The organism is Novosphingobium sp. 63-713 (genome assembly GCF_001898925.1).
Taxonomy (GTDB): Bacteria; Pseudomonadota; Alphaproteobacteria; order Sphingomonadales; family Sphingomonadaceae; genus Novosphingobium.
In genome coordinates this window covers 119,675-140,522 of sequence record NZ_MKVS01000004.1, presented here as the reverse complement: position 1 = coordinate 140,522, position 20,848 = coordinate 119,675, and the positions used below count along the sequence as shown (strand labels likewise).

Below are 20,848 nucleotides of genomic sequence, written 5' to 3'. Positions count from 1 at the left end.
CGCGTGGTCGACAACCCACCGAAAAGACGCAAACGCAGCATAAAGGCACCACAAATTTGCGCGATGGCGCCGCTTGCGGGATTCGGCCAAGCCGCCTAAAGCCGCCTGCTGATGGTTTTGACGGCGCGCGCCTTTTGGGCGGGGCCGCGGTGACGGGTTGGTTTGATGCTGCAAGTGTTCCGCAAGTTCTTCCACTCCTCGGTGGGCGTGTTCGCCGCGCTGGGGTTGATCGTGATGCTGGCCATGGCGTTTGCCGCAGGCGATGTGTCGAACATGATCTCATCGGGCAGCATCACCGGGGGTGACCGCGTAGCCAAGGTCGACGGCACCGCCATCGGCACCGCGCAATTGACCAAGCAGATGCAGCAGGCCGTGGAAATCACCCGCCAGCAGCAGCCCGGCGTCACCATGAAGAGCTTTCTGGCCGAAGGCGGGCTCGATCTGGTGCTGGACCAGATGATCGACGGCGAGGCCCAGATGGCCTTTGGCCGCAAGGTCGGCATCGTTGCGGGCAAGCGTCTGGTCGACAGCGAACTCGCCAAGATCCCGGCGTTTCAGGGCGCAGGCGGCAAGTTCGACCAGAACGCCTATCTCTCGGTTCTGGCCCAGCGCCAGATGAACGATGCCGATGTGCGCGACAGTTTCGCGCGCGATCTGGTCTCGCGCCAGTTGCTGGCCCCGGCGCAATTCGGCGCCGCCCTGCCCCAGAGCGCGGTGGTGCAATATGCCTCGCTGCTCAAGGAACATCGCGCAGGTTCGGCCGCCATGCTGCCCTCGGCCGCCTTCGCGCCCAAGGGCCTGCCCACGCAGGCCGAAGTGACCGCGTGGTACAACAACCACAAGGCCGCCTACACCGTGCCGGAACGCCGCGTGATTCGTTACGCCCGCTTCGACGAATCGGTCATCAAGCAGTCCTCGGCCCCCAGTGATGCCGAAGTGGCCGCCCGATTTAAGGCCAATGCCGCCCAGTATGGCGCCAGCGAGACCCGCAAGGTGTCGCAGGTCATCGTCATCAGCGAGAGCATGGCCAAGGACATTGCCGCCGCCGTGGCCAAGGGCGAAAGCCTTGAGGCCGCCGCCAAGGCCAAGGGCCTTTCGGTCGCCTCGCTGGGCGCGGTCAGCAAGGCCGACCTGACGATCAAGAGCAGCGCCGCCGTGGCCGAGGCCGCCTATGCCGCCAAGGCCGGGGCCATCGCTGGCCCGGTCAAGGGCGCGCTGGGCTGGGCGCTGGTGCGCGTGGATGCCGTCGACGCCAAACCTGCGCGCACGCTGGAACAGGTGAAGGGCGAGATCACCGCCGCCCTGACCGAGGAAAAGCGCAAGGCAGCGCTGGCCGCTCTCACCGAGAAGGTGAACGATGATTTCGGCAAGGGCGGCGCGCTGTCCGATACCGCCAAGGAACTGGGCCTGACCATGGCCGAAACCCCGCTGCTGACGGCCAAGACGCCCGCTGGCATGGGGCTTCCGGCCGAACTGGCCTCGATTCTGCCCGCCGCCTTTGGCATGGACCACGAGGGCCAGCCCCAGATCAGCGAACTGGTCGCGGGCAAGAGCTTTGTGATCTTTGACGTGACCAAGATCGTGCCCGCCGCCCCTGCCCCGCTTGACCAGATCAGCGCGCAGGTGATGGCCGACATCCAGCTTGAAAAGGGCTCGGTCGCCGCGCGCGCCGCCGCGATGAAGCTGCTGGCAGCAGGCAAGAAGGGCGCCGATCTGGCCGCCGAAGTGGCCAAGCTGGGCGTAGCCCTGCCCCCGGTTCAGCAGATGAATCTGGGCCGCGAGGAAATCATGTCGCGCGGTGGGCAGATCCCGCCTGCGGTGGCCATGTTCTTCGGCATGGCGCCCGGCACGACCAAGCTGATCCCGATTGCGGGCAACAAGGGCTTTATGGCTGTTCAGCTGAAAACCATCACGCCGGGCACCGTGGCCGCCAATGATCCGCTGGTCGGGCAGGTCAAGGGCGAGCTCAACAATCTGGCCGCGCGCGAACAGGCCGAAAGCCTGCGCCGCGCGATCCGCACCGAAGTCAAGGTGGAGCGCAACGAAAGCGCCATCAAGACCGTCGCCGCCACGCTGGCCGGCGGCAACTGACGTTCAATCCCAAAAAGCGAAAGACCAATGACCGACAACACCCATCGCCCAGAAAACTGGGACGCCGCCCTTTCCTTGCTGTCTGGCGGGAATCCGGCGCTGGTGTGGCGTCGCGTCATTGCGGACACTGAGACACCCGTGGGCGCGGCGGTAAAGCTGTTCGCGGGCGAGCGGGGCGATTTCCTGCTCGAATCGGTCGAGGGCGGCGAGGTGCGGGGGCGGTACAGCCTGCTGGGTCTGGCCCCCGATCTGGTGTTCCGCGCCACCGGCCATGCCGCCGAAATCAACCGCGTCTGGGCGCAGGACCGCGAGGCGTTTGAGCCTCTGGCAGGCGACGCGCTGGGCGAATTACGCAAGCTGGTCGAAAGCTGCCGGATGGATGTGCCCGCCGCGCTGCCTCCCGCGCTGGCCTGTATCGTGGGCTATTTCGGCTATGAAACCTTTGGCCTTGTCGAAAAACTGCCCCGCGCGCCGCAAAGCGCGCTGGAATTGCCCGACATGCTGTTTGTCCGCCCCACGGTGATCCTTGTGTTCGACCGGCTGGGCGATGAATTGTTTGCCGTTGCGCCGGTCTGGCCTTCGGATCGCGCGCCCGAAGCTGCGCTGGAAGTGGCACAGGAGCGGATCGATGAGGCCCTGCGCGCGCTGGCTGCGCCCGCGCCCGAACCTGTGCGCGCCGCGCCCGACATGCCCATGCCGATGCCGACCCCGGTGATGGCGCCGGGCCGCTATGGCGAGATGGTCGAACGCGCCAAGCAATTTATCGAGGCGGGCGACATTTTTCAGGTCGTGCTGGCGCAGCGTTTCACCGCGCCTTTTACTCTGCCGCCGCTCTCGCTTTATCGCTCGCTGCGCCGGGTCAATCCCTCGCCCTTCCTCTATTTCCTCGACCTGCCCGGTTTTGCCGTGGTTGGGTCCAGCCCGGAAATTCTGGTGCGGGTGCGCGATGGCGAGGTGACTATCCGCCCCATCGCGGGCACGCGCCCGCGCGGCAAGACCCCGGCCGAGGACAAAGCCAATGAGATCAGCCTGCTGGAGGATCAGAAAGAGCGCGCCGAGCATCTGATGCTGCTCGATCTGGGCCGCAACGATGTGGGCCGTGTGGCCGCCAAGGGCACGGTCAAGGTCACCGAAAGCTATACGATCGAGCGTTACAGCCATGTGATGCATATCGTCTCGAACGTGGTGGGCGAATTGGACACCAACCGCGCCGATGCGATTGACGCTGTGTTCGCCGGTTTCCCGGCAGGCACCGTCAGCGGTGCGCCCAAGGTCCGGGCCTGCGAGATCATCGCCGGACTGGAAGGCGAAACGCGCGGCGCCTATGCGGGCGGCGTCGGCTATTTCGGGCCGGACGGCAATCTGGACAGCTGCATCGTGCTGCGCACCGGCATCCTCAAGGATGGCGTGTTGCACGTGCAGGCGGGCGCGGGCATCGTGGCCGACAGCGATCCGGTCTATGAACAGCGCGAATGCGAACATAAATCCGGCGCCCTCTTTGCCGCCGCCCGTGAGGCGGTGCGCGTGGCGCAGGAAGCGGGGTTTGGGCAATGAATAATAAAATCCTCGTCATCGACAATTACGACAGCTTCACTTGGAATCTGGTCCATTACATCATGGAACTGGGCGCTGAGGTCGAAGTGGTGCGCAATGACGCGCTGACCGCCGCGCAGGCGATTGACAGCGGCGCGGCAGGCTTCCTGCTTTCGCCCGGCCCCTGCACGCCGAACGAGGCCGGGATCAGCCTAGATCTGGTGGGCGCGGCGGCCGATAGCGGCAAGCCCTTGCTGGGCGTGTGCCTTGGCCATCAGTCCATCGGGCAATATTTCGGCGGCACGGTGCAGCGCGGCGGCCTGATGCATGGCAAGACCAGCCCGGTGACGCATGACAACAGCGGCCTGTTCGAGGGCATCCCCTCGCCCTTCATCGCCACGCGTTATCACTCGCTGATCGTGACCGACATTCCGGCCTGCCTGCATGTGAATGCGCGCAGCGACGATGGGCATGTAATGGGCTTCCGCCATGTCAGCCTGCCGATCCACGGGGTGCAGTTTCACCCCGAGAGCATCGCCACGCAGCATGGCCATGCGATGCTGGCCAATTACCTGAAACTGTGCGGGATTGATGCCCGTATGCCCGCATGAACGCCCTGCCCGAAGTCTCGGCCCATCCCTTTGACGAGGGTGAGGCGCAGAGCATTTTCGGCGCGATCCTTGACCGGCAGGTGTCCGACGAAGCGATTGCCGATTTTCTCGTCGCCCTTTCGGCGCGCGGTGAAACGTCGAGCGAGATCGCGGGCGCGGCGCGGGCCATGCGTGCGCGGATGATCGCGGTCCATGCGCCCGAGGGAGCGATTGACGTGTGCGGCACCGGCGGCGATGGGCATCATACGCTCAACGTCTCCACCGCCGTATCGCTGGTGGTCGCGGCCTGCGGCGTGCCGGTGGCCAAGCATGGCAACCGGGCGGCATCATCCAAGGCGGGCGCGGCCGATACGCTGGAGGCTTTGGGCCTTAATCTGGCCCATGCCGGAGAGCGCGCGGAAAGCACGCTGGGCGAGATCGGCATCGCGTTTCTGTTTGCGCAGGCGCATCATCCCAGCCTCAAACATATCGCCCCGATCCGGCGGGCGCTGGGCACGCGCACGATCTTCAACCTGATGGGGCCGCTGGCCAATCCGGCCAATGTGCGCCATCAACTGGTGGGCATCGCGCGCCCGGCCTATGTGCCGATCTATGCCGAAGCGATCCGCCGCCTTGGCACCGAGCGCAGCTTTGTCATTTCGGGCGATGAGGGGTTGGACGAACTGAGCCTTGCAGGCGGCAATGAAGTGGCCGACGTGCGCGGCGATGGGGTGGCGATGAAGCGCGTGGTTCCTGCCGACGCTGGCCTGCCCGAATATCCGGTTGAAGCGATCAAGGGCGGCGATCCGGCCTATAATGCCGATGCTTTGCACCGCCTGCTGATGGGCGAGCATGGGGCCTACCGCGACGCGGTGCTGCTCAATGCTGCTGGCGCGCTGATGGTCGCGGGCGAGGTTTCGAACTGGCGCGAGGGCGCCGAAGAGGCCGCAGAGGCCATTGACAAGGGGCTGGCCAAGGGGCTGCTCGATTGCTGGATCAAGGCTTGCGAATGACCGACAAATTGACAGAAATCTGCGACACCAAGCGCCAAGAGGTTGCCGCGCGCAAGCCTTTGGCAAGTTTGGCCGACCTTGACGCGCGCGCCAGCGAACAGACCCCCACGCGCGGGTTTGAGGCGGCGCTGCGCGCAAAGGCTGCGGGTGGCTTCGCGCTGATTGCCGAGATCAAGAAGGCCAGCCCGTCCAAGGGATTGATCCGCGCCGATTTCGATCCGCCAGCCCATGCCCGCGCCTATCAAGCGGGCGGCGCGGCCTGTCTTTCGATCCTGACCGATGCGCCCTATTTTCAGGGGCATGAGGATTACCTGATCGCCGCGCGCGCGGCCTGCGATCTGCCGGTCCTGCGCAAGGATTTCATGGTCGATCCTTGGCAGGTGGCCGAGGCCCGCGCGATTGGGGCCGATGCGATCCTCATCATCGTGGCCGCGCTGTCGGACGCCCAGATGGCCGAGATCGAACAGGCAGCCATCGAGCGGGCGATGTCGGTTCTGGTCGAGGTGCATGATGAGGAAGAGATGGCGCGCGCCGCCAATCTGCGCTCGCGCCTGATCGGGGTGAACAACCGCAACCTCAAGACCTTCAAGACCGACATCGCCACCACCGAGCGCCTCGCTCCGCTGGCGCCCGAGGGCACGTTGCTGGTGGCCGAGAGCGGGATCAACACCCATGCCGACCTGCTGCGTCTGGCCCCTTGCGGGGCGCGGACTTTCCTTGTCGGGGAAAGCCTGATGCGGCAGGCCGACGTGACGGCGGCGACAAAGGCCCTGCTGGGTCTTTAAGCCCAGAGTTCAGGATGGCGCAGCATCAGGGCCTGCGCCAAAATCAGCGTCTTGGCGTCCTCCAGCGTGCCGGCCATCACCCGGTCGCGCAGGACGTCAAGGCTGATTTCGACCACGCTGATATGCTCATCCTCGCCATCGGCCCCGCCGCCTGCGCCCACCCGATCGGCCGCAGTATATTCGGCCAGATAGAGCATCACCCGCTCGGTCGAAACCGGCGGAATGGGCCAGATATTGGCTAGCGGTTCGAGCGCGGAAAGGCGAATGCCGCCCTCCTCCATCGCCTCCTCATGAATGCGCTCCTCCGGGCTGGCCCCATCGAGCCCGCCCGCAATCGCCTCCAGCAAGGGCGGATGGCCCGCATCCAACACCGCCGCGCGCGGCTGGGTGATCAGCATCGCCACCCGCCGCGCCCGGTCAAAGGGGAGCACCGCCACCGCCTGACCATTGTCGATCAGGTGCCGTTCGGCCACGGTGCCGTCGGGCATCCGCAATTCCAGCCGGGAAAAGCGATACCAGCCATCGTAGATCAGCTGCCGGGCAATAATTTCGGCCATATTTCCCTATTCCCTCAAAATCTTGAAGCAGGCTTACGCCAGATCGCACATTTCTTCGTTGCCTGATGCCTCCGCTTTGGCAAGAGAGAAGCATGAGCGAATTGACCCATCTCGATGCCCAGGGCCATGCACGCATGGTCGATGTCGGCGCCAAGGCCGAAACCGCGCGCGTGGCGATTGCCGCTGGCCGCATCCGCATGAGCGCGGCGGCGCTCAGCGCGATCCGCGACGGCGATGTGCCCAAGGGCGACGTTCTGGCGGCAGCCCGCATCGCCGGGATCATGGCGGCGAAGAAAACCGCCGACCTGATCCCTTTGTGCCACCCCCTGCCGCTGCACAGCGTGAGCGTCGATTTTGCCATTGAGGAAGGCGCGATCCGGGCCACGGCCACGGCCAGCCTGACCGGCAAAACCGGGGTGGAAATGGAGGTATTGACTGCTGTTTCCCTTGCGCTCCTGACCATTTACGACATGGCCAAGGCCATCGACAAGGGCATGGTGATCGAGGAAGTGCGACTGATCGAAAAGCGCGGCGGCAAATCGGGCCACTGGAAAGCGGAAAGATGAGCCGCGCGCCCCTGCCGCTGGACGAGGCGCAGGCGCGCGTCCTGGCGCTGGCCGGCCTGACGCAGGCGCAGGAGACGCCCATTGAGGCCGCGCTGGGCTGCTATCTGGCCGCGCCGCTGCTGGCCCGCCGCACGCAACCTGCCGCTGATCTGTCGGCGATGGATGGCTATGCGCTGGCGCCGGGCGATCTGGCGGGACCGTGGGATATTGTGGGCGAAAGCGCGGCGGGCCATCCCTTTGCGGGCGCGGTTCAACCCGGACAGGCGGTGCGCATTTCCACCGGTGCGCTGGTGCCCGAGGGCGCGGGCGTGGTGCTGTGTCAGGAAGACACCGCGCGCGAAGGCAATCACCTCACCCTGACCGGAACCCCGCCCAAGCCGGAGGGGCGCCACATCCGCCGCAAGGGTCTGGATTTCCGCGACGGCGACATGGTTCTGCCCGCAGGTACGCGGATCGGTGCGGCACAACTGGCGCTGGCGATTGCGGCGGGGCATGGCGCGCTCTGCGTGCGGCAGCGCCCGCGTCTGGCGATCCTCGACAGCGGGGATGAGCTAATCGCGCCGGGCCTGCCCTGCCCGCCCGACCGCCTGCCCGCCAGCAATGGCGCGATGCTGGGGGCGATGGTGGCCGGGCTGGCCGGGGAAGTGCTGCGTCTGGGGCCGGTGGCCGATGATCTGGACGCGTTGGACGCGGCGCTGGCGCGCGCGGGCGATGCCGATGTGATCGTCACCAGCGGCGGGGCCTCGGTGGGCGATCATGACCTGATCCAGCCTGCGCTGGCCCGCTGGGGCGCGCAGGTCGATTTCTGGAAGGTTGCGATCCGGCCCGGCAAACCCTTGCTGGTGGCCACGCGAGGGAAGCATGTGGTGATCGGACTGCCCGGCAATCCGGTGTCGAGTTTTGTCACCGCCCATCTGTTCCTGCTGCCGCTGCTGCGCGCGATGCAGGGCGCGGGCGATCCCCTGCCCCGCACGGCAATGGCGCATTTGACCGAGCCTCTGGGGCCGGGCGCGGACCGGCGCGAGTTCATTCGCGGATGGTGGGACGGTCGCGATGTGATGCCGCGCCCGATGCGCGATTCCTCGGCTCTTGCAGCAATGGCGGCCAGCAATTGCCTGATCGAACATGACGCCCATGCTCCCGCGATGGCGGCGGGCGACGCGGTGCGCATCCATTTGATCGAAAATGGCGGAAGCGCTTGACGAAAGGGTAATGGTTGCGTAATTGTTCCGCAATTGTTCACGCAACACCCCCGTTGGGAGGTTTCTATGCTCACCCGCAAACAGCACGAATTGCTGCGCTTCATCCAATCCAGCCTCGAAGAGTCCGGCGTCTCGCCCAGCTTTGAGGAAATGAAGGAAGCGCTGGATCTGAAGTCGAAATCGGGGGTGCATCGGCTGATCTCCGCGTTGGAGGAGCGCGGCTTTATCCGCCGCCTGCCCAACCGCGCCCGCGCGCTGGAGGTTTTGCGCCAGCCTGAGGATGTTACGCCCCCGGTCGGGACCAAGCCTGCCGCGCCGAAAAAGCCGGTTGAACTGGCCAGGTCCGCAGCGCCCGCGCCCGCCAATGATGTGATTGAAATCCCCCTGCATGGGCGGATCGCGGCGGGCGTGCCGATCGAGGCAATGGAAGGGCAGACAATGCTGCCGGTGCCTGCTGCGCTGCTGGGCGCGGGCGATCACTATGCGCTTGAGGTGTCGGGCGATTCCATGGTCGAGGCGGGCATTCTTGACGGCGATCTGGCGCTGATCCGCAAGACCGATATCGCGCGTGAGGGCGAGATCGTGGTCGCGCTGGTGCGCGGCGAGGAAGCGACGCTCAAATATCTGCGGCGTGAACGCGGCATGGTGCGGCTCGATCCGGCCAATGCGGCCTATGATCCGCAATATTATCAGCCCGGCGAGGTTCAGGTGCAGGGCAAGCTGGCCGGATTGCTCCGCCGCTATCACTGATCCAGCAATGTGACGGGAGGGGGCTCGATGGCTCCCTCCTGCGGTTTCAGACTGGGCGCGCGCCACCATGGATGCTGGCCCTGACTTTGCGCCACGGTGACGATCCGCCCCTGCGCCAGATAAAGCGCGAGGCCGCCGGTGCGATAGAGCAAAGGCTCATCGGCCCTCAGCAAGCGGGGGCGGCACGAAGGCGAAAGCGCCACCCGCGATACGACAATATCGACATAGGCGCAGGCCGCCGCCATCGCCCGCTCCTCCACCATACCGCCGCCCCGCGCGGCCAGAATGCGCCAGTCACGGCCTCCTTGCCGGATGGTGATGCGGCAAAAGCTCTCGTTGCATTCCGCGTCGCGCCATTGCTCGATAGGCATGGCCTCGCCGCTGGCGCCCATCGCCTCCTGCATCATGTCGCGGGCATAGGTGGAGCGGCCCTGTCCCAATATCAGCAATTGTCGGCTTTGCGGGTCGATCATGCCGAATTGGTGCCCATCGCCGGTGATGACCATATCGGGCGGCGTCAATAGCGCCAGCCACAGACATCCCACCACCGCCGGAACCAGCCCGAAGAGCCGCACATTGCCCCGCCAAAGCGCCAGCCACAGCATCCCCAGCACTATCAAACCATAGGCCCAGCCGCCCATCACCGGCAATTGCGCCACCGCATCGGGCCGCGCCGCCACCCATCGCGCCAGCGCCAGCAGCAGATCAAGCGACCAGCCGCACAGATGCCAGAAGGGCGCCCCCGCCCCGACCAGATCAAAGGCCAAGCCCGCCCCGATCAACGGCATGGAGACAAAGGTGGTCAATGGGATGGCGACCAGATTGGCCAGCGAGCCATAAATGCCCGCACGATGGAAATGGAAAAAGGCCACCGGCATGAGGGCCAGTTCGATCACCAGCCCGGTCAGCAACAGCATCGCCAGATCGCGCCCCAGCCGGATCCACCAGCCTTCAGGACGCCGGGCGAGAAAGGCCCGTACCGGCGCCGCCTCATGCAGGGCCACAATCGCCAGCACCGAGCCGAAACTCATCTGGAAACTCGGCCCTACCACCGCCTCGGGCCAGAGCAGCATGACGAAACCGGCCGCCAGCGCCAGCAAACGCACCGAAAAGGGCCGCCGCCCCGCCGCCATCGCCGCCAGAGCCAGCAGCGCGCCAAGGCAGGAACGCACCGTCGGCACCTCCGCCCCGGTCAGCAGCGTGTAGCCGACCGCCGCCAGCCCGCCCATCCCGCTGGCCAGCACGGGGAGGCGGACCCGTAACACCAGCCATGGCCACAGGGCCAGCAGGCGCAGCGCGAGAAAATAGGTCGCAGCCACCACTGCGCTGACATGCAGACCGGAGACGGACAGGAGATGCGTCAGGCCCGCGTCGCGCATCGCTGCCTCGTCGGCAGGTGTGATGCCTCCGCGCTCGCCGCTGGCAAAGGCCGCCGCCATGCCGCCCGCCGATCCCGGCAGCGCCGCGCGCACATGAGCCGCCAGCGCATGGCGCCACGGCGCAAGGCCCGACTCGGTACCCTGCGACTCGACCTGAACTGGCCCCAAAGCGCTGCCCGTGGCGACCAGACCGTCAAACCACGCCGCACGGGCAAAGTCATAGCCCCCCGGCAGACGTGGCGGGGCCGGGGGAAACAGCCGCGCGCGCAGCCGGATCACCGCGCCTTCGCGCGCGCCCGGCGCCAACTCATTGGACTTCAAAGAGATCCGTGCCTTGATCGCCCGATCCGCGCCCGGCAGGCGCAGGCCAACCACCAGCAGAATCCGCGACTGGGCGGTCAATTCCTGTCGCTCGAGCACCACGGCGCGCAGATCGAGCACCAACGGGCCGGGAATCGCGGGCGCGCCGACCAAGGTCGACTTGCCCCAGACCAGACCGCAACCCAGCGCGACCGACAAAGAGAGCGACAAAATCGCCCGAGGCAGGCACACCAAATCGCCACTCCGGCGCAGAACCAGACTGGCCGCAGCCGCCGCCAATAAACATAATGTTATCAGATATATCCATTGCCTGACGTCAGCCAGAACAAACCACCCCGCCACACCCGCCGCCATGCCCACCGCCAGCCATGGCGCAAGGGTCGGCCCAGCGTTCAACAGAAAATGCTCTAAGACCAAAGCAAAACTTGCCAAGCGCGCGCGGCTGCGCCAAGGGCCATGTTGCGTTGCAGCGCTATCCCCCCCCAAAGAGGCGGGACGCTCTGCCGATTGTGTGTTGCTGTGGGTCGCTGGAACCATGGGCCCTTATAGGACAGAAAGGACAAGGGAATGACAAGTTCGGGGTTGGCTGGCAGCAATAGCACCGGCAAACGCCCTGTTGTCACCCGTTTTGCGCCTTCTCCCACAGGTTTTCTGCATATTGGCGGCGCGCGCACGGCTCTGTTCAACTGGCTCTATGCCCGTGCGACCGGCGGCCAATATCTGCTGCGTATCGAGGATACCGACCGCGCGCGTTCGACCGATGCCGCCATTGACGCGATCTTTGACGGTCTGCGCTGGCTGGGCCTTGATGGCGATCAGCCTGCGGTGATGCAGTTCGAACGCTCGCCCCGCCATGCCGAGGTGGCGCATAAACTGCTGGGCGCGGGCTATGCCTATCGCTGCTATCTGACGCAGGAAGAACTGACCGCAATGCGCGAGGCGGCGCAGGCCGAAAAGCGCCCGTTCCGCATCCAGTCGCCCTGGCGCGACGCCACGCCCGATCAATGGCCCGAGGGTCAGCCCTATGTGGTGCGCATGAAGGCGCCGCGCGAGGGCGCGACCGTGATCGACGATCTGGTGCAGGGCAGCATCACGGTGCAGAATGTCGAGCTGGATGATTTCATCATCCTGCGCTCTGACGGTACGCCGACCTATATGCTGGCCGTGGTGGTGGACGATCACGATATGGGTGTGACCCATGTGATCCGCGGCGACGACCATATCAACAACGCCTTCCGCCAGTTGGTGATCATCCGCGCGATGGATGCCATCGAAGGCAATTGGCCCGATCCCGAATATGGCCATATCCCGCTGATCCATGGCGCGGACGGGGCGAAACTGTCCAAGCGCCACGGCGCGCTGGGCGTGGATGCCTATCGCGACGACATGGGTCTGCTGCCCGAGGCCGTGCTCAACTATCTGATGCGGCTTGGCTGGGGTCATGGGGATGAGGAAATCATCTCGATCGCGCAGGCCATCGAATGGTTCGACATCAAGGATGTGAACAAGGGCGCCTCGCGTTTCGACTTTGCCAAGCTGGCCAATCTCAATGGCCATTACCTGCGCGAAGCCGATGATGCGCGTCTGGCCGAACTGGTGGCTGCGCGGATCACCGATCTGCCGGTTGACCTCGGCCTGCTGGCCCGCGCCATGCCGGTGCTCAAGGTTCGCGCCAAGGATCTCAATGAGTTGGCAGGCGCCGCGCGCTTCCTGTTCGTGTCGCGCCCGTTGGCGCTGGAGGAAAAGGCCGCCGCGCTGCTGACCGAAGAAGCGCGCGCCATTCTCCAAAAAATACACGCAACGCTGTTGCAGGAAACGCACTGGACAATCGAGGCCCTGGAGGCCACGGTCAAATCACTGGCCGGCGAGCTTGGGCTCGGTCTTGGTAAACTGGCGCAACCGCTTCGCGCGGCGCTGACCGGGCAAACCACGTCTCCGGGCATTTTCGACGTTTTGATCCTACTTGGGCGAGAGGAAAGCCTCGCGCGCATCGCGGAGCAAATGGAAACCACAAACATTTGAGCCCATATTTAGAGCCAAAGTACAAGGAGTGTTGCGGTGGGTGATACGGCAAAGTTCATCGTCGAGGGCAAGGAAGTTGAATCTCCGATCCTGAAGGGCAGCGTGGGTCCGGATGTTATCGACATCCGCAAGCTCTATGCCCAGACTGGCGCATTCACCTATGACCCCGGCTTCACTTCGACGGCATCGTGCGAAAGCGCGCTGACCTATATCGACGGCGACGAGGGTGTGCTGCTGCATCGCGGCTATCCGATCGGTCAGCTGGCCGAAAATTCGTCCTTCATGGAGGTCTGCTACCTCCTGCTGAACGGCGAACTGCCCAGCGCCGCCGAACTGGACGGCTTTACGCGCACGATCACGCGCCACACGATGGTGCATGAGCAGCTTTCCAGCTTCTTCAAAGGCTTCCGCCGCGACGCCCACCCGATGGCCATCATGGTCGGCGTGGTCGGCGCGCTCTCGGCCTTCTATCATGACAGCACGGACATCTCCGATCCGGTGCAGCGCCGCATTTCGGCCCACCGCCTGATCGCCAAGATCCCGACGATTGCCGCCATGGCCTACAAGTATTCGGTGGGTCAGCCCTTTGTCTATCCCGACAACAAGCTGTCCTATGCCGGCAACTTCCTGCGCATGACCTTTGGCGTTCCGGCCGAAGAATATGAAGTTGTGCCCGCCGTCGAAAAGGCGATGGACCGCATCTTCATCCTGCACGCCGACCACGAACAGAATGCTTCGACCTCGACCGTGCGCCTCGCCGGTTCGTCGGGCGCCAACCCGTTTGCCTGCGTTGCCGCCGGCATCGCCTGCCTGTGGGGTCCGGCCCATGGCGGCGCGAACGAAGCCTGCCTCAATATGCTGCGCGAAATCGGCACGCCCGACAAGATCCCGCACTATATCGAGCGCGCCAAGGACAAGAACGATCCGTTCCGTCTGATGGGCTTTGGTCACCGCGTGTACAAGAACCGCGACCCGCGCGCGACCGTGATGCAGAAGACCGTGCGCGAAGTGTTCGAAGCACTCAACGTTCAGAATCCGCTGTTCGAAACCGCGCTGCGCCTTGAAGAGATCGCCCTGAACGATCCCTACTTCATCGAAAAGAAGCTGTTCCCCAACGTCGACTTCTATTCGGGCATCATCCTGTCGGCCATCGGCTTCCCCACCACCATGTTCACTGTGCTTTTCGCTCTGGCGCGCACCGTGGGCTGGGTGGCTCAGTGGAATGAAATGATCGAAGATCCCAGCCAGAAGATCGGCCGCCCGCGCCAGCTCTACACCGGCCCGACGCAGCGCGATTACGTGCCCGTTGGCCAGCGTTAAGCCTTAAGGCTCGACTATTCAGGAACGCGGGGGAAGGGAAACTTTCCCCCGCGTTTTTGTTTGGGGTTTGGGTATTGAGAAAGGGGTTGAATGCGAGGGTCTAGACCCTCGCGCTCCCATTACTGTCGGCGTTGCGCCACGGATTTAACGCCGGGTGTCGGACGCGGCGTAGAATCATTAAAGCCTGCGGCGCCCTCTGACTGCGCCGCAGGCTTTAATGATTATGGCACAATGGCCTCAAACCCACCCCAAATTAACGGGATTGCAAAGGGCCCCCGCCCTTTGCCCGCCGGAGGCACTCTTCCCCTACCCCTGCGGCAATTCCAGTACAAACCGCGCGCCCTGCCCTTCATGCCCCTCAACGCTCAATTCGCCCCCCATCGCCCGCGCTAGACGCCGCGAGATATAGAGCCCCAGTCCGGAGCCCCCATCCCCGCTGCGCCCCAGCCGTTCGAACTTGTCGAACACGCGGGCGGCGTCCTGCGGCGAAAGGCCCGGCCCCTGATCCGCGATGGTGATCCGCGCGCGCCCCGCGCCAGCGGTCAGCAGCACCGAGATGGCCGAGTTTTCCGGACTGTAGCGGATGGCATTGCCGATCAGATTGAGCAGCACCTGAAGCACCCGGCGAAATTCGCCCACCGCGCCCAGATGCATGGTTTCGTCCGGCGCATGGATGGTGATGTTCTTTTCCCGCGCCCGCACGCCCAGAATCCCCGCCGCCCGCCGCGCCACATCGGCCAGGTCAATGCGGTCCGCCGCGGGGGCAAAACCTTCCGCCTCGATGATCTCCATATCGGAAAGATCCTCGATCAACGTCAGCAGATGCTGCCCCGCCGCCGCGATATCGCCCGCATAACCGGCATATTCCTCGGTCAGCGGACCCGCGCGGCGGGTGCGGATGGTTTCGGCATTGGCGATGATCCGCGCGATGGGCTGGCGCAGAACAGGCGCCATTTCCCGGCCGATCACCGAACTGGCCTTGCTTGGCGGGCTGGGAGCAGGAGCCGCTGGTTCGACCGGTTCCGGCAATGGCTGATCGCTGGTCAGGCACAGGTCGAAACCGAGCGTTTCACCCTCCGGTCCGGTTTGCGGCAGGATCGTCGCGCGCCACACGCGCTGCGATCCGGGCACCACGACAGCCGCACCATCCAGCAGACGCCAATGCAAAGGCTGGCGCAACCCGCTGCCGGGCAATTCGACAAAATCGGTCCATGGCCGCCCCAGCCCGCCGCGCATCGCCTGCGCCACCTGCGCCAGATCACCGGCCGAAGCATCGACCGTCATCAGACGCTGGCCCGGATCGAGCCGCGCGGTCAATTCGGCCAGTGCCCTGTCAATTTCCACACGCCGCCGGTTGGCCAGATCAGCCGGTTCGGGCGGCAGACTGCTCGCCTGCCAATGGCGCAGGATGATCAGGCAACCGCCCTCCTGCGGGGTCACTTCGATCCATGCGCGGATGGTTTCCTGTCCATCCTGCGCGATGATCGGCCGCGCCAGTTTCAGGCCAAAGCCTCGCGCCTTGCTGACCAGTTCGCGCAGTTCCGGCACGGCAATCGCGCCCGGAATCGTTCCCCCACAGCGGATCTGCAGCGCCGAAAGCGGTTCGTCCGCCCTTAGCAGCCGATCCTCACCATCGCTTTGCGCCTCAACCTGAATGCGCTCCGGCGCGCTCATGCAAGCCGCCCCAAAGCCTGCGCCGCCTCGACAAGCAATTCGCCCGCGCGCTCAACGCTGAGCCGCGCCAAACCGTCGGGGCGGATCGTCTGCGGATGGAGGATGAGCAGATTTTCTTCAATCACGCCCAGTTTCGCCCCGCCCGCGCGCAGCGACACCGACAAACGCGCCTGTTGCCCGTCACGCATCGAAAGCAGGACCGATTCGCGGACTCCATCGCCCGCCAAAGCCAGCGCAGAGGCGAACATCGCCACCCCGCCATGTGCCAGAGCCAACGCCGCCACCGACCCTGCGCCCATTGCTGCCACCAGCCGCGCCAACAGGCCAAGGCGAGTCGACGCCTCATCATAATGTTCGCGCAAAGCCTGAGCGGCGCGGGCGGCAGCCTCGCCATCATCCTCGACGGCAACATGCAGCGCGACCAGAACGCCATGCAGCAATTCGGCGGGCAGCTCGCTCAGGGGCAACTGCATCCGCCGCTGATTTTGGGCAAAACGGGCCTGCGCGGCCAGCAATTTCATGCCACGCGCCGATGTTTCTGCCTCGCTCGATGCAATAAGCGCCTGCAACAAAGGCGAAACCACCGGATCGACCCCCAGCCGGTCGGCCAGACGCTGCGTCATTTGCCATTCCAGCGCCAGCGCGTGAAGATGCGCCAGCAGGCCGGGAACCTCGGGCAATTGCTCCATCAGCATGTCAATAATGCCGCCGCGCCCGCCCGCATCGACCAGCGCATATTCCAGCTGATTCGCCAGATCGTCGAGCATCGCGCGCAGCCGCGCCAGCACATCGTCGCCAAACAGGCCCTGATCGCCGCAGACCAGCAAATGCCGCAAAACCGGCACCACCGACCCCACCACAGCATCGCCCCGCGCCAGTTGCAGGCGCAGCGAGGAATCACTCGAATCCCTGCCAGGAGCTTCAGACATACGGTCGGTCATGTGCCCACTATAGTGGACAGGGAGTTAAGTTGGCGTTAGCCGATTTTGCCTTCCGGCCATAATTATGCCGCCCAGCAGCAGCGCAACCGCCAAAACCGCCACCCCATTACGCAACAAACCGAGAAGCGAGAGCAGCGAAAGGACCAGCGCCAGCAGCGCCCGGTCCTCCATCCACGCCGCCTTGCGACTCGCCACCACCGCCGGCACCAGCCGGATCAGCCCCAGCAGCATCAGCGGCGCAAACAGGCCCGCGACATAGCCTCGTTCGCCATGGGCCAGCCCCAGCAGAGCGAGCAAAACGCCATCGACAATCCAGCGATAGGTGACCGCAGGAGCCATACGCGGCCGGGGCAAACGCAGCGAACGCCGCTCAAAACGGCCAAACATCGAGGCGCAGGCAAAGCCCAGCCACGCCAGCGCCACCAGCATCAGCCCCAGGGTCAAGGCACCAAAGCCCCCCGCCACCAGCCCCAGCGCGGCCAGCACGCCCGCCGCCATGGCCACCACCGTTCCGCCCGACCCGGCCTCAAGCAAGGCAGGTCCGGCCAGACGCACCACCTGTCCCGCAAGCCATTCAGAGGGTTGCAGCGGGCCATCCTCGAACAAATGATGACTGATCCAGTCCGGCTCTACCGCCTGAATTTCGCGTTCGTTGTGGAGCAGATTCCACCGCCCCTGCGCGATCACCTCGTCGGGCACCGAACGCTGGGGCACACCGCCCTGCAAGGCGATTCGCTGAAGGCAGGCGAAGGGTTCAACGTCGCCCGGCAATTCGGACAAACGCTCGACCAGACGGCCGGGAAAGCGCATCGCCCCGGCCGAGGCATAGTTGAAATCGAGCCGCTCGAAACCGGCGGCCACCCCCTGTTCGACCGGCTGCACCAGCACGGTAGGCGTCGCCAGCAACTCCTGCGCCAGATCCGGCCATGCCAACACGCCATCGCCCAGAGCGATCACCTCGTCCTGCGCGCTGACCAGCCCCATAATGCCATGCGCGCCGGTGACGCGGTGGAACAGCGCCCCTGCGCTTTCGGCGGCATGTTGCAAAGGCAGCAGCCCATCGAGCCCGCCCGGCGCCACCACGATCACCCGGTCACATCCCAAAGAAAGCGCAATGGCCAATTGATGCCGCGCCAGCGTATGCCCGCCCAGCCGCATCAATCCGCGCGGCGCAATGGGAGACGCGCCGCCGGGGACGCCACCTGCCCCGCCACTATCGCCAGTGACGGGCGCGATCAGGGATAAAAGCGCAACGCGCAAAACATTCTCCGGAAATGCCAATCTGGCCGAACCGGGCGGGTTGTAATCAAGGCCAACGATTATGCCAAGCAGCGATACGCAACCGACACCCGAATGCGCGCGGCAGGGTCAACCAAGCGGAAATTCATCCAGAAAAGCCTGCAACTGGCGCAGCACCACCGGATCGCCCGGCGCGCCATCCAGCGCCTGATCGGCCAGAGCGATCAGCGGCCAGACCTGAAAACTGGCGGCAAGCCCTTTCAGGCGCATCGCGGCAACTTCCCAATTGCCATCACAGCGCGCCCGGCGCAGCAGGTCGATCTGTCGCGCGAGGCTTTCATGAAAGCTCGCGCGCAATTCGCGCATCAATACCGGATCGTCGCCGGCGGCGGCGGCGAGGGTCGCGTCAAGGGCACCTGCTTCATAAGCCATGGGATGCACACTACGCCGCAGAAGTTAAAGCAGTGTTTCCCCAAACGCGGCTTGTGCGCTATCAAGGAAGGATGGCGAGCGGAACACCCATCTACAGCATCGAGGCCCAGCTATCTTCCGAGGAAGAAGTGAATAAGGGTATACCCTTAGACGCGCTGACAGGAGGCGAGGAAGAGGCCGGCTGGGATGAGGGCGGGCCTGCGCCGCGCCGGATGCCCGAATGGCTGCCTCCCGTGGTGGCGCTGGTTTTGGCGGCGGGTTGGAGCGCGCTGTTTGCCGCTGGTCAGGCCGTGGCCATAGCGACGGCGCGCACGCCTGAGGCGTGGAGCGCGCTGGCGCTGCGATGGTCGCCGCCGGTGCTGCTGATCGCGCTGGTCTATCTGATCGTGCAGCGCTCGAGCCGCCGCGAGGCTGGCCGTTTTGGCGATGCCGCCGCGCTGCTGCGCCGCGAATCGCAGGCGCTGGAGGATCGGCTGACCTCGCTGAACCGCGAATTGAGTCTGGCGCGCGAATTTCTGGCGGCACAGACACGTGAGCTGGATGCGCTGGGCCGCACCGCCGTTGATCGTATCGGCCAAAGCGCCGGGCGCATCGATTCGCTGGTGCGCGACAATGCCGCGCAGGTCGAGGTGATCGGCAATGTCAGCGCCGCCGCGCTGAACAATATGGAACAATTGCGCGTCCATCTGCCCGTCATCACCAATGCGGCCAAGGATGTGACCAGCAATATCGGCAATGCCGGACGGATCGCCCATGCCCATCTTCAGGACATGGTCAAAGGTCTGGAACGTTTGCAGGATTTTGGCCAGTCGAGCGAATTGCAGGTGACGGCCCTGCGCGAGCGGATCGAGAGCGGGCTGGCTGCGCTGGAGAGCCGGACGCAGCAGTTGGACGCGGTGATCACCGGGCGCTTCGACGCGCTGGAGGCTCGCTCGACGGGCTTTGCGCTGGATCTGGAGCGGCATGAGGTCGAGGCGCGCGACACGCTGCAGCGGCGCGCGGCCGCGATGGGCGATGAAATCGCCGCCACCCGCGCCCGGCTGGATCAGGATGAGGCTGAAGCGCTGACCTCGCTGCGCGCTCGCCTGTCGGCCCTTCGCGATGAGGCGGCGACGATCGGCCGTTCGCTGCGCGAGAACGAGGCCGTGGCGCTGGGCGACTGGCAGGCGGCGACGGCGCGCCTGACCAATGATCTGTCGCGCATCGACCGCGAATTGGCGCAGCGCCATGATGCCGCCATTGAGCGCGCGGGCAAGCTGGGCGTGATGAGCGAGGCCACAAGCCTGCGTCTGGCGCAGGCCGAGGCGCGGCTGGAGGCGATTGCCGCAGCCGATGTGGCGGTGTCGGGCGCGATGGAGCAGCGGATTGAAGGGCTGGAACGGCGTCTGGGCGAGACCGACAGGAGTCTAGAAAAGCTGACAGCATCGAGTGTGCGCCTGCTCGAACTGATCCAATCCTCGGCGCTGCACAGCCGTGAGACGCTGCCCCCCGCTCTGGCGCAGAGCGAGGAACAATTGGCCGGGTTTGAGGCGCGGATCCAGGCTTTGCGCGGCATTGTGGTCGAGGCGGGCGCGCAGGGCGAAATGCTGGCCCAGCGGATGGATCAGGCGCAGGGTGTGGCCTTGGGCGTGGGCCATGCACTGAGCGCGCAGGATACGGCCGTCGGCCTGCTGCGCGACCATCTGGCGCAGGTGGAGAGCGAGGCCCAGCGCATCGCCAGCGACGCGCAGGGCGAATTGGGCGAGGCTATCCGCCAATTGGGCGGCAGCGTGGTGCAAACCCTCGCCCTGATCGAAAGTCAGGGCGCGGCGCATGTCACTGCGCTGGCCGATCAATTGTCGAATGAAAGCGGTGCGGCGCTGGAACGCGCGATGCGCTTGAAGGCCAGCGAGATCACCGGACAGTTGGAGCAGGCCGCAGCCCATGCGTTGGGCATCAGCCGAGAGGCGGCGCATCAATTGCGCGATCAACTGCGCGAGGTGGAAAGCGTGATCGCCCATCTCGAAACCCGCGTGGCCGAGGCGCGCGACAAGGCCGAAGACCGCATGGACGGCGATTTCTCACGCCGGATGGCCATCATCACCGACACGCTGCAATCCAAGGCTGTGGACATTACGCGCGCGCTGGACACCGAAGTGGCCGACACCGCATGGGCAGCCTATCTGCGCGGCGACCGGGGCATTTTCACCCGCCGCGCGGTGCGCCTGCTCGATACGGGCGATGCGCGCCATGTGCTGCATCTTTATGAGAATGACGGCGCATTTCAGGCCCATGTGAACCGCTATATCCATGATTTCGAGGCGATGCTGCGTCATCTGCTCTCGACGCGCGATGGCCACGCGATCACGGTGACGCTGCTGTCCTCGGATATGGGCAAGCTCTATGTCGCGCTGGCACAGGCTATCGAGCGCCTGAGAGCCTAGAGATACGCGC

The 20,848-nt window shown here is 65.2% G+C and carries 17 protein-coding genes; 11 read left to right on the top strand and 6 right to left on the bottom strand.

The window, feature by feature from the left end; genetic code table 11:
* Window positions 1–165 precede the first annotated feature (165 nt).
* Genes BGP00_RS00970 through trpC form a run of 5 tightly spaced genes read left to right on the top strand, consistent with a single transcriptional unit; the run spans window position 166 to window position 6,012 of the window.
* A complete protein-coding gene (locus BGP00_RS00970) occupies window positions 166–2,091 on the top strand; it encodes a peptidyl-prolyl cis-trans isomerase (RefSeq protein WP_292692810.1) in 1,926 nt (641 codons plus the stop codon).
* 27 nt (window positions 2,092–2,118) lie between these two features.
* Window positions 2,119–3,645 (top strand): chorismate-binding protein, encoded by a 1,527-nt coding sequence (locus BGP00_RS00965; RefSeq protein WP_292692807.1) that lies wholly within the window; start codon window positions 2,119–2,121, stop codon window positions 3,643–3,645.
* Window positions 3,642–4,235, top strand: a complete 594-nt coding sequence (locus tag BGP00_RS00960) for an aminodeoxychorismate/anthranilate synthase component II (RefSeq protein WP_292692805.1) — start codon at window positions 3,642–3,644, stop codon at window positions 4,233–4,235. The genes BGP00_RS00965 and BGP00_RS00960 overlap by 4 nt, the downstream gene beginning before the upstream one ends.
* Window positions 4,232–5,227, top strand: coding sequence for an anthranilate phosphoribosyltransferase (trpD, locus tag BGP00_RS00955; RefSeq protein WP_292692802.1), 996 nt, complete (start codon window positions 4,232–4,234; stop codon window positions 5,225–5,227). The genes BGP00_RS00960 and trpD overlap by 4 nt, the downstream gene beginning before the upstream one ends.
* Window positions 5,224–6,012, top strand: a complete 789-nt coding sequence (trpC, locus tag BGP00_RS00950) for an indole-3-glycerol phosphate synthase TrpC (protein ID WP_292692800.1) — start codon at window positions 5,224–5,226, stop codon at window positions 6,010–6,012. Before trpD ends, trpC begins: the two co-directional genes overlap by 4 nt.
* Here the strand turns inward: trpC and BGP00_RS00945 are convergent.
* Window positions 6,009–6,569, bottom strand: a complete 561-nt coding sequence (locus BGP00_RS00945) for an ADP-ribose pyrophosphatase (protein WP_292692798.1) — start codon at window positions 6,567–6,569, stop codon at window positions 6,009–6,011. The two genes, trpC and BGP00_RS00945, sit on opposite strands and share 4 nt — an antisense overlap.
* Window positions 6,570–6,661: 92 nt before the next feature.
* On the opposite strand from BGP00_RS00945, the gene moaC reads away from it, so the two are divergent.
* The 3 genes from moaC (at window position 6,662) to lexA (ending at window position 9,087) form a co-directional block, all read left to right on the top strand.
* On the top strand, window positions 6,662–7,135 hold the full coding sequence (gene moaC, locus BGP00_RS00940; protein WP_292692795.1) for a cyclic pyranopterin monophosphate synthase MoaC: 474 nt from the start codon (window positions 6,662–6,664) through the stop codon (window positions 7,133–7,135).
* On the top strand, window positions 7,132–8,337 hold the full coding sequence (glp, locus tag BGP00_RS00935) for a gephyrin-like molybdotransferase Glp (protein WP_292692794.1): 1,206 nt from the start codon (window positions 7,132–7,134) through the stop codon (window positions 8,335–8,337). The genes moaC and glp overlap by 4 nt, the downstream gene beginning before the upstream one ends.
* A gap of 66 nt (window positions 8,338–8,403) precedes the next feature.
* Complete coding sequence (gene lexA / locus BGP00_RS00930) at window positions 8,404–9,087, top strand: transcriptional repressor LexA (protein ID WP_292692791.1); 684 nt, start codon at window positions 8,404–8,406, stop codon at window positions 9,085–9,087.
* Here lexA and BGP00_RS00925 read toward each other — a convergent pair.
* The gene (locus BGP00_RS00925) at window positions 9,081–11,183 is read right to left on the bottom strand and encodes a ComEC/Rec2 family competence protein (RefSeq protein ID WP_292692788.1); all 2,103 of its coding nucleotides are present in this window, start codon (window positions 11,181–11,183) and stop codon (window positions 9,081–9,083) included. The genes lexA and BGP00_RS00925 overlap by 7 nt on opposite strands.
* Before the next feature lie 171 nt (window positions 11,184–11,354).
* Here BGP00_RS00925 and gltX point away from each other — a divergent pair, with 171 nt between their 5' ends.
* Window positions 11,355–12,809 (top strand): glutamate--tRNA ligase, encoded by a 1,455-nt coding sequence (gene gltX / locus BGP00_RS00920; RefSeq protein WP_292692785.1) that lies wholly within the window; start codon window positions 11,355–11,357, stop codon window positions 12,807–12,809.
* A 36-nt stretch (window positions 12,810–12,845) separates the two neighbouring features.
* Entirely contained in the window at window positions 12,846–14,129 is a 1,284-nt protein-coding gene (gltA, locus tag BGP00_RS00915; protein ID WP_292692782.1) for a citrate synthase, read from the top strand.
* 306 nt (window positions 14,130–14,435) lie between these two features.
* Here the strand turns inward: gltA and BGP00_RS00910 are convergent, their stop codons facing one another.
* The 4 genes from BGP00_RS00910 to BGP00_RS00895 all read right to left on the bottom strand — a co-directional run bounded on the left by BGP00_RS00910 (window position 14,436) and on the right by BGP00_RS00895 (window position 18,415).
* Window positions 14,436–15,803: a HAMP domain-containing sensor histidine kinase gene (locus tag BGP00_RS00910; RefSeq protein WP_168602407.1), complete on the bottom strand. Its 1,368-nt coding sequence runs from the start codon at window positions 15,801–15,803 to the stop codon at window positions 14,436–14,438.
* Window positions 15,800–16,732 (bottom strand): hypothetical protein, encoded by a 933-nt coding sequence (locus tag BGP00_RS00905; protein ID WP_168602406.1) that lies wholly within the window; start codon window positions 16,730–16,732, stop codon window positions 15,800–15,802. The genes BGP00_RS00910 and BGP00_RS00905 overlap by 4 nt, the downstream gene beginning before the upstream one ends.
* Window positions 16,733–16,768: 36 nt before the next feature.
* Complete coding sequence (locus BGP00_RS00900) at window positions 16,769–18,004, bottom strand: hypothetical protein (protein ID WP_292692778.1); 1,236 nt, start codon at window positions 18,002–18,004, stop codon at window positions 16,769–16,771.
* Window positions 18,005–18,112: 108 nt separating this feature from the next.
* Window positions 18,113–18,415 carry an Hpt domain-containing protein gene (locus BGP00_RS00895; RefSeq protein ID WP_168602404.1) on the bottom strand — a complete coding sequence of 101 codons (303 nt, stop codon included), beginning with the start codon at window positions 18,413–18,415 and terminating at the stop codon, window positions 18,113–18,115.
* 71 nt (window positions 18,416–18,486) lie between these two features.
* On the opposite strand from BGP00_RS00895, the gene BGP00_RS00890 reads away from it, so the two are divergent.
* Window positions 18,487–20,838, top strand: a complete 2,352-nt coding sequence (locus BGP00_RS00890; protein ID WP_292692775.1) for an ATPase — start codon at window positions 18,487–18,489, stop codon at window positions 20,836–20,838.
* Window positions 20,839–20,848: the final 10 nt, after the last annotated feature.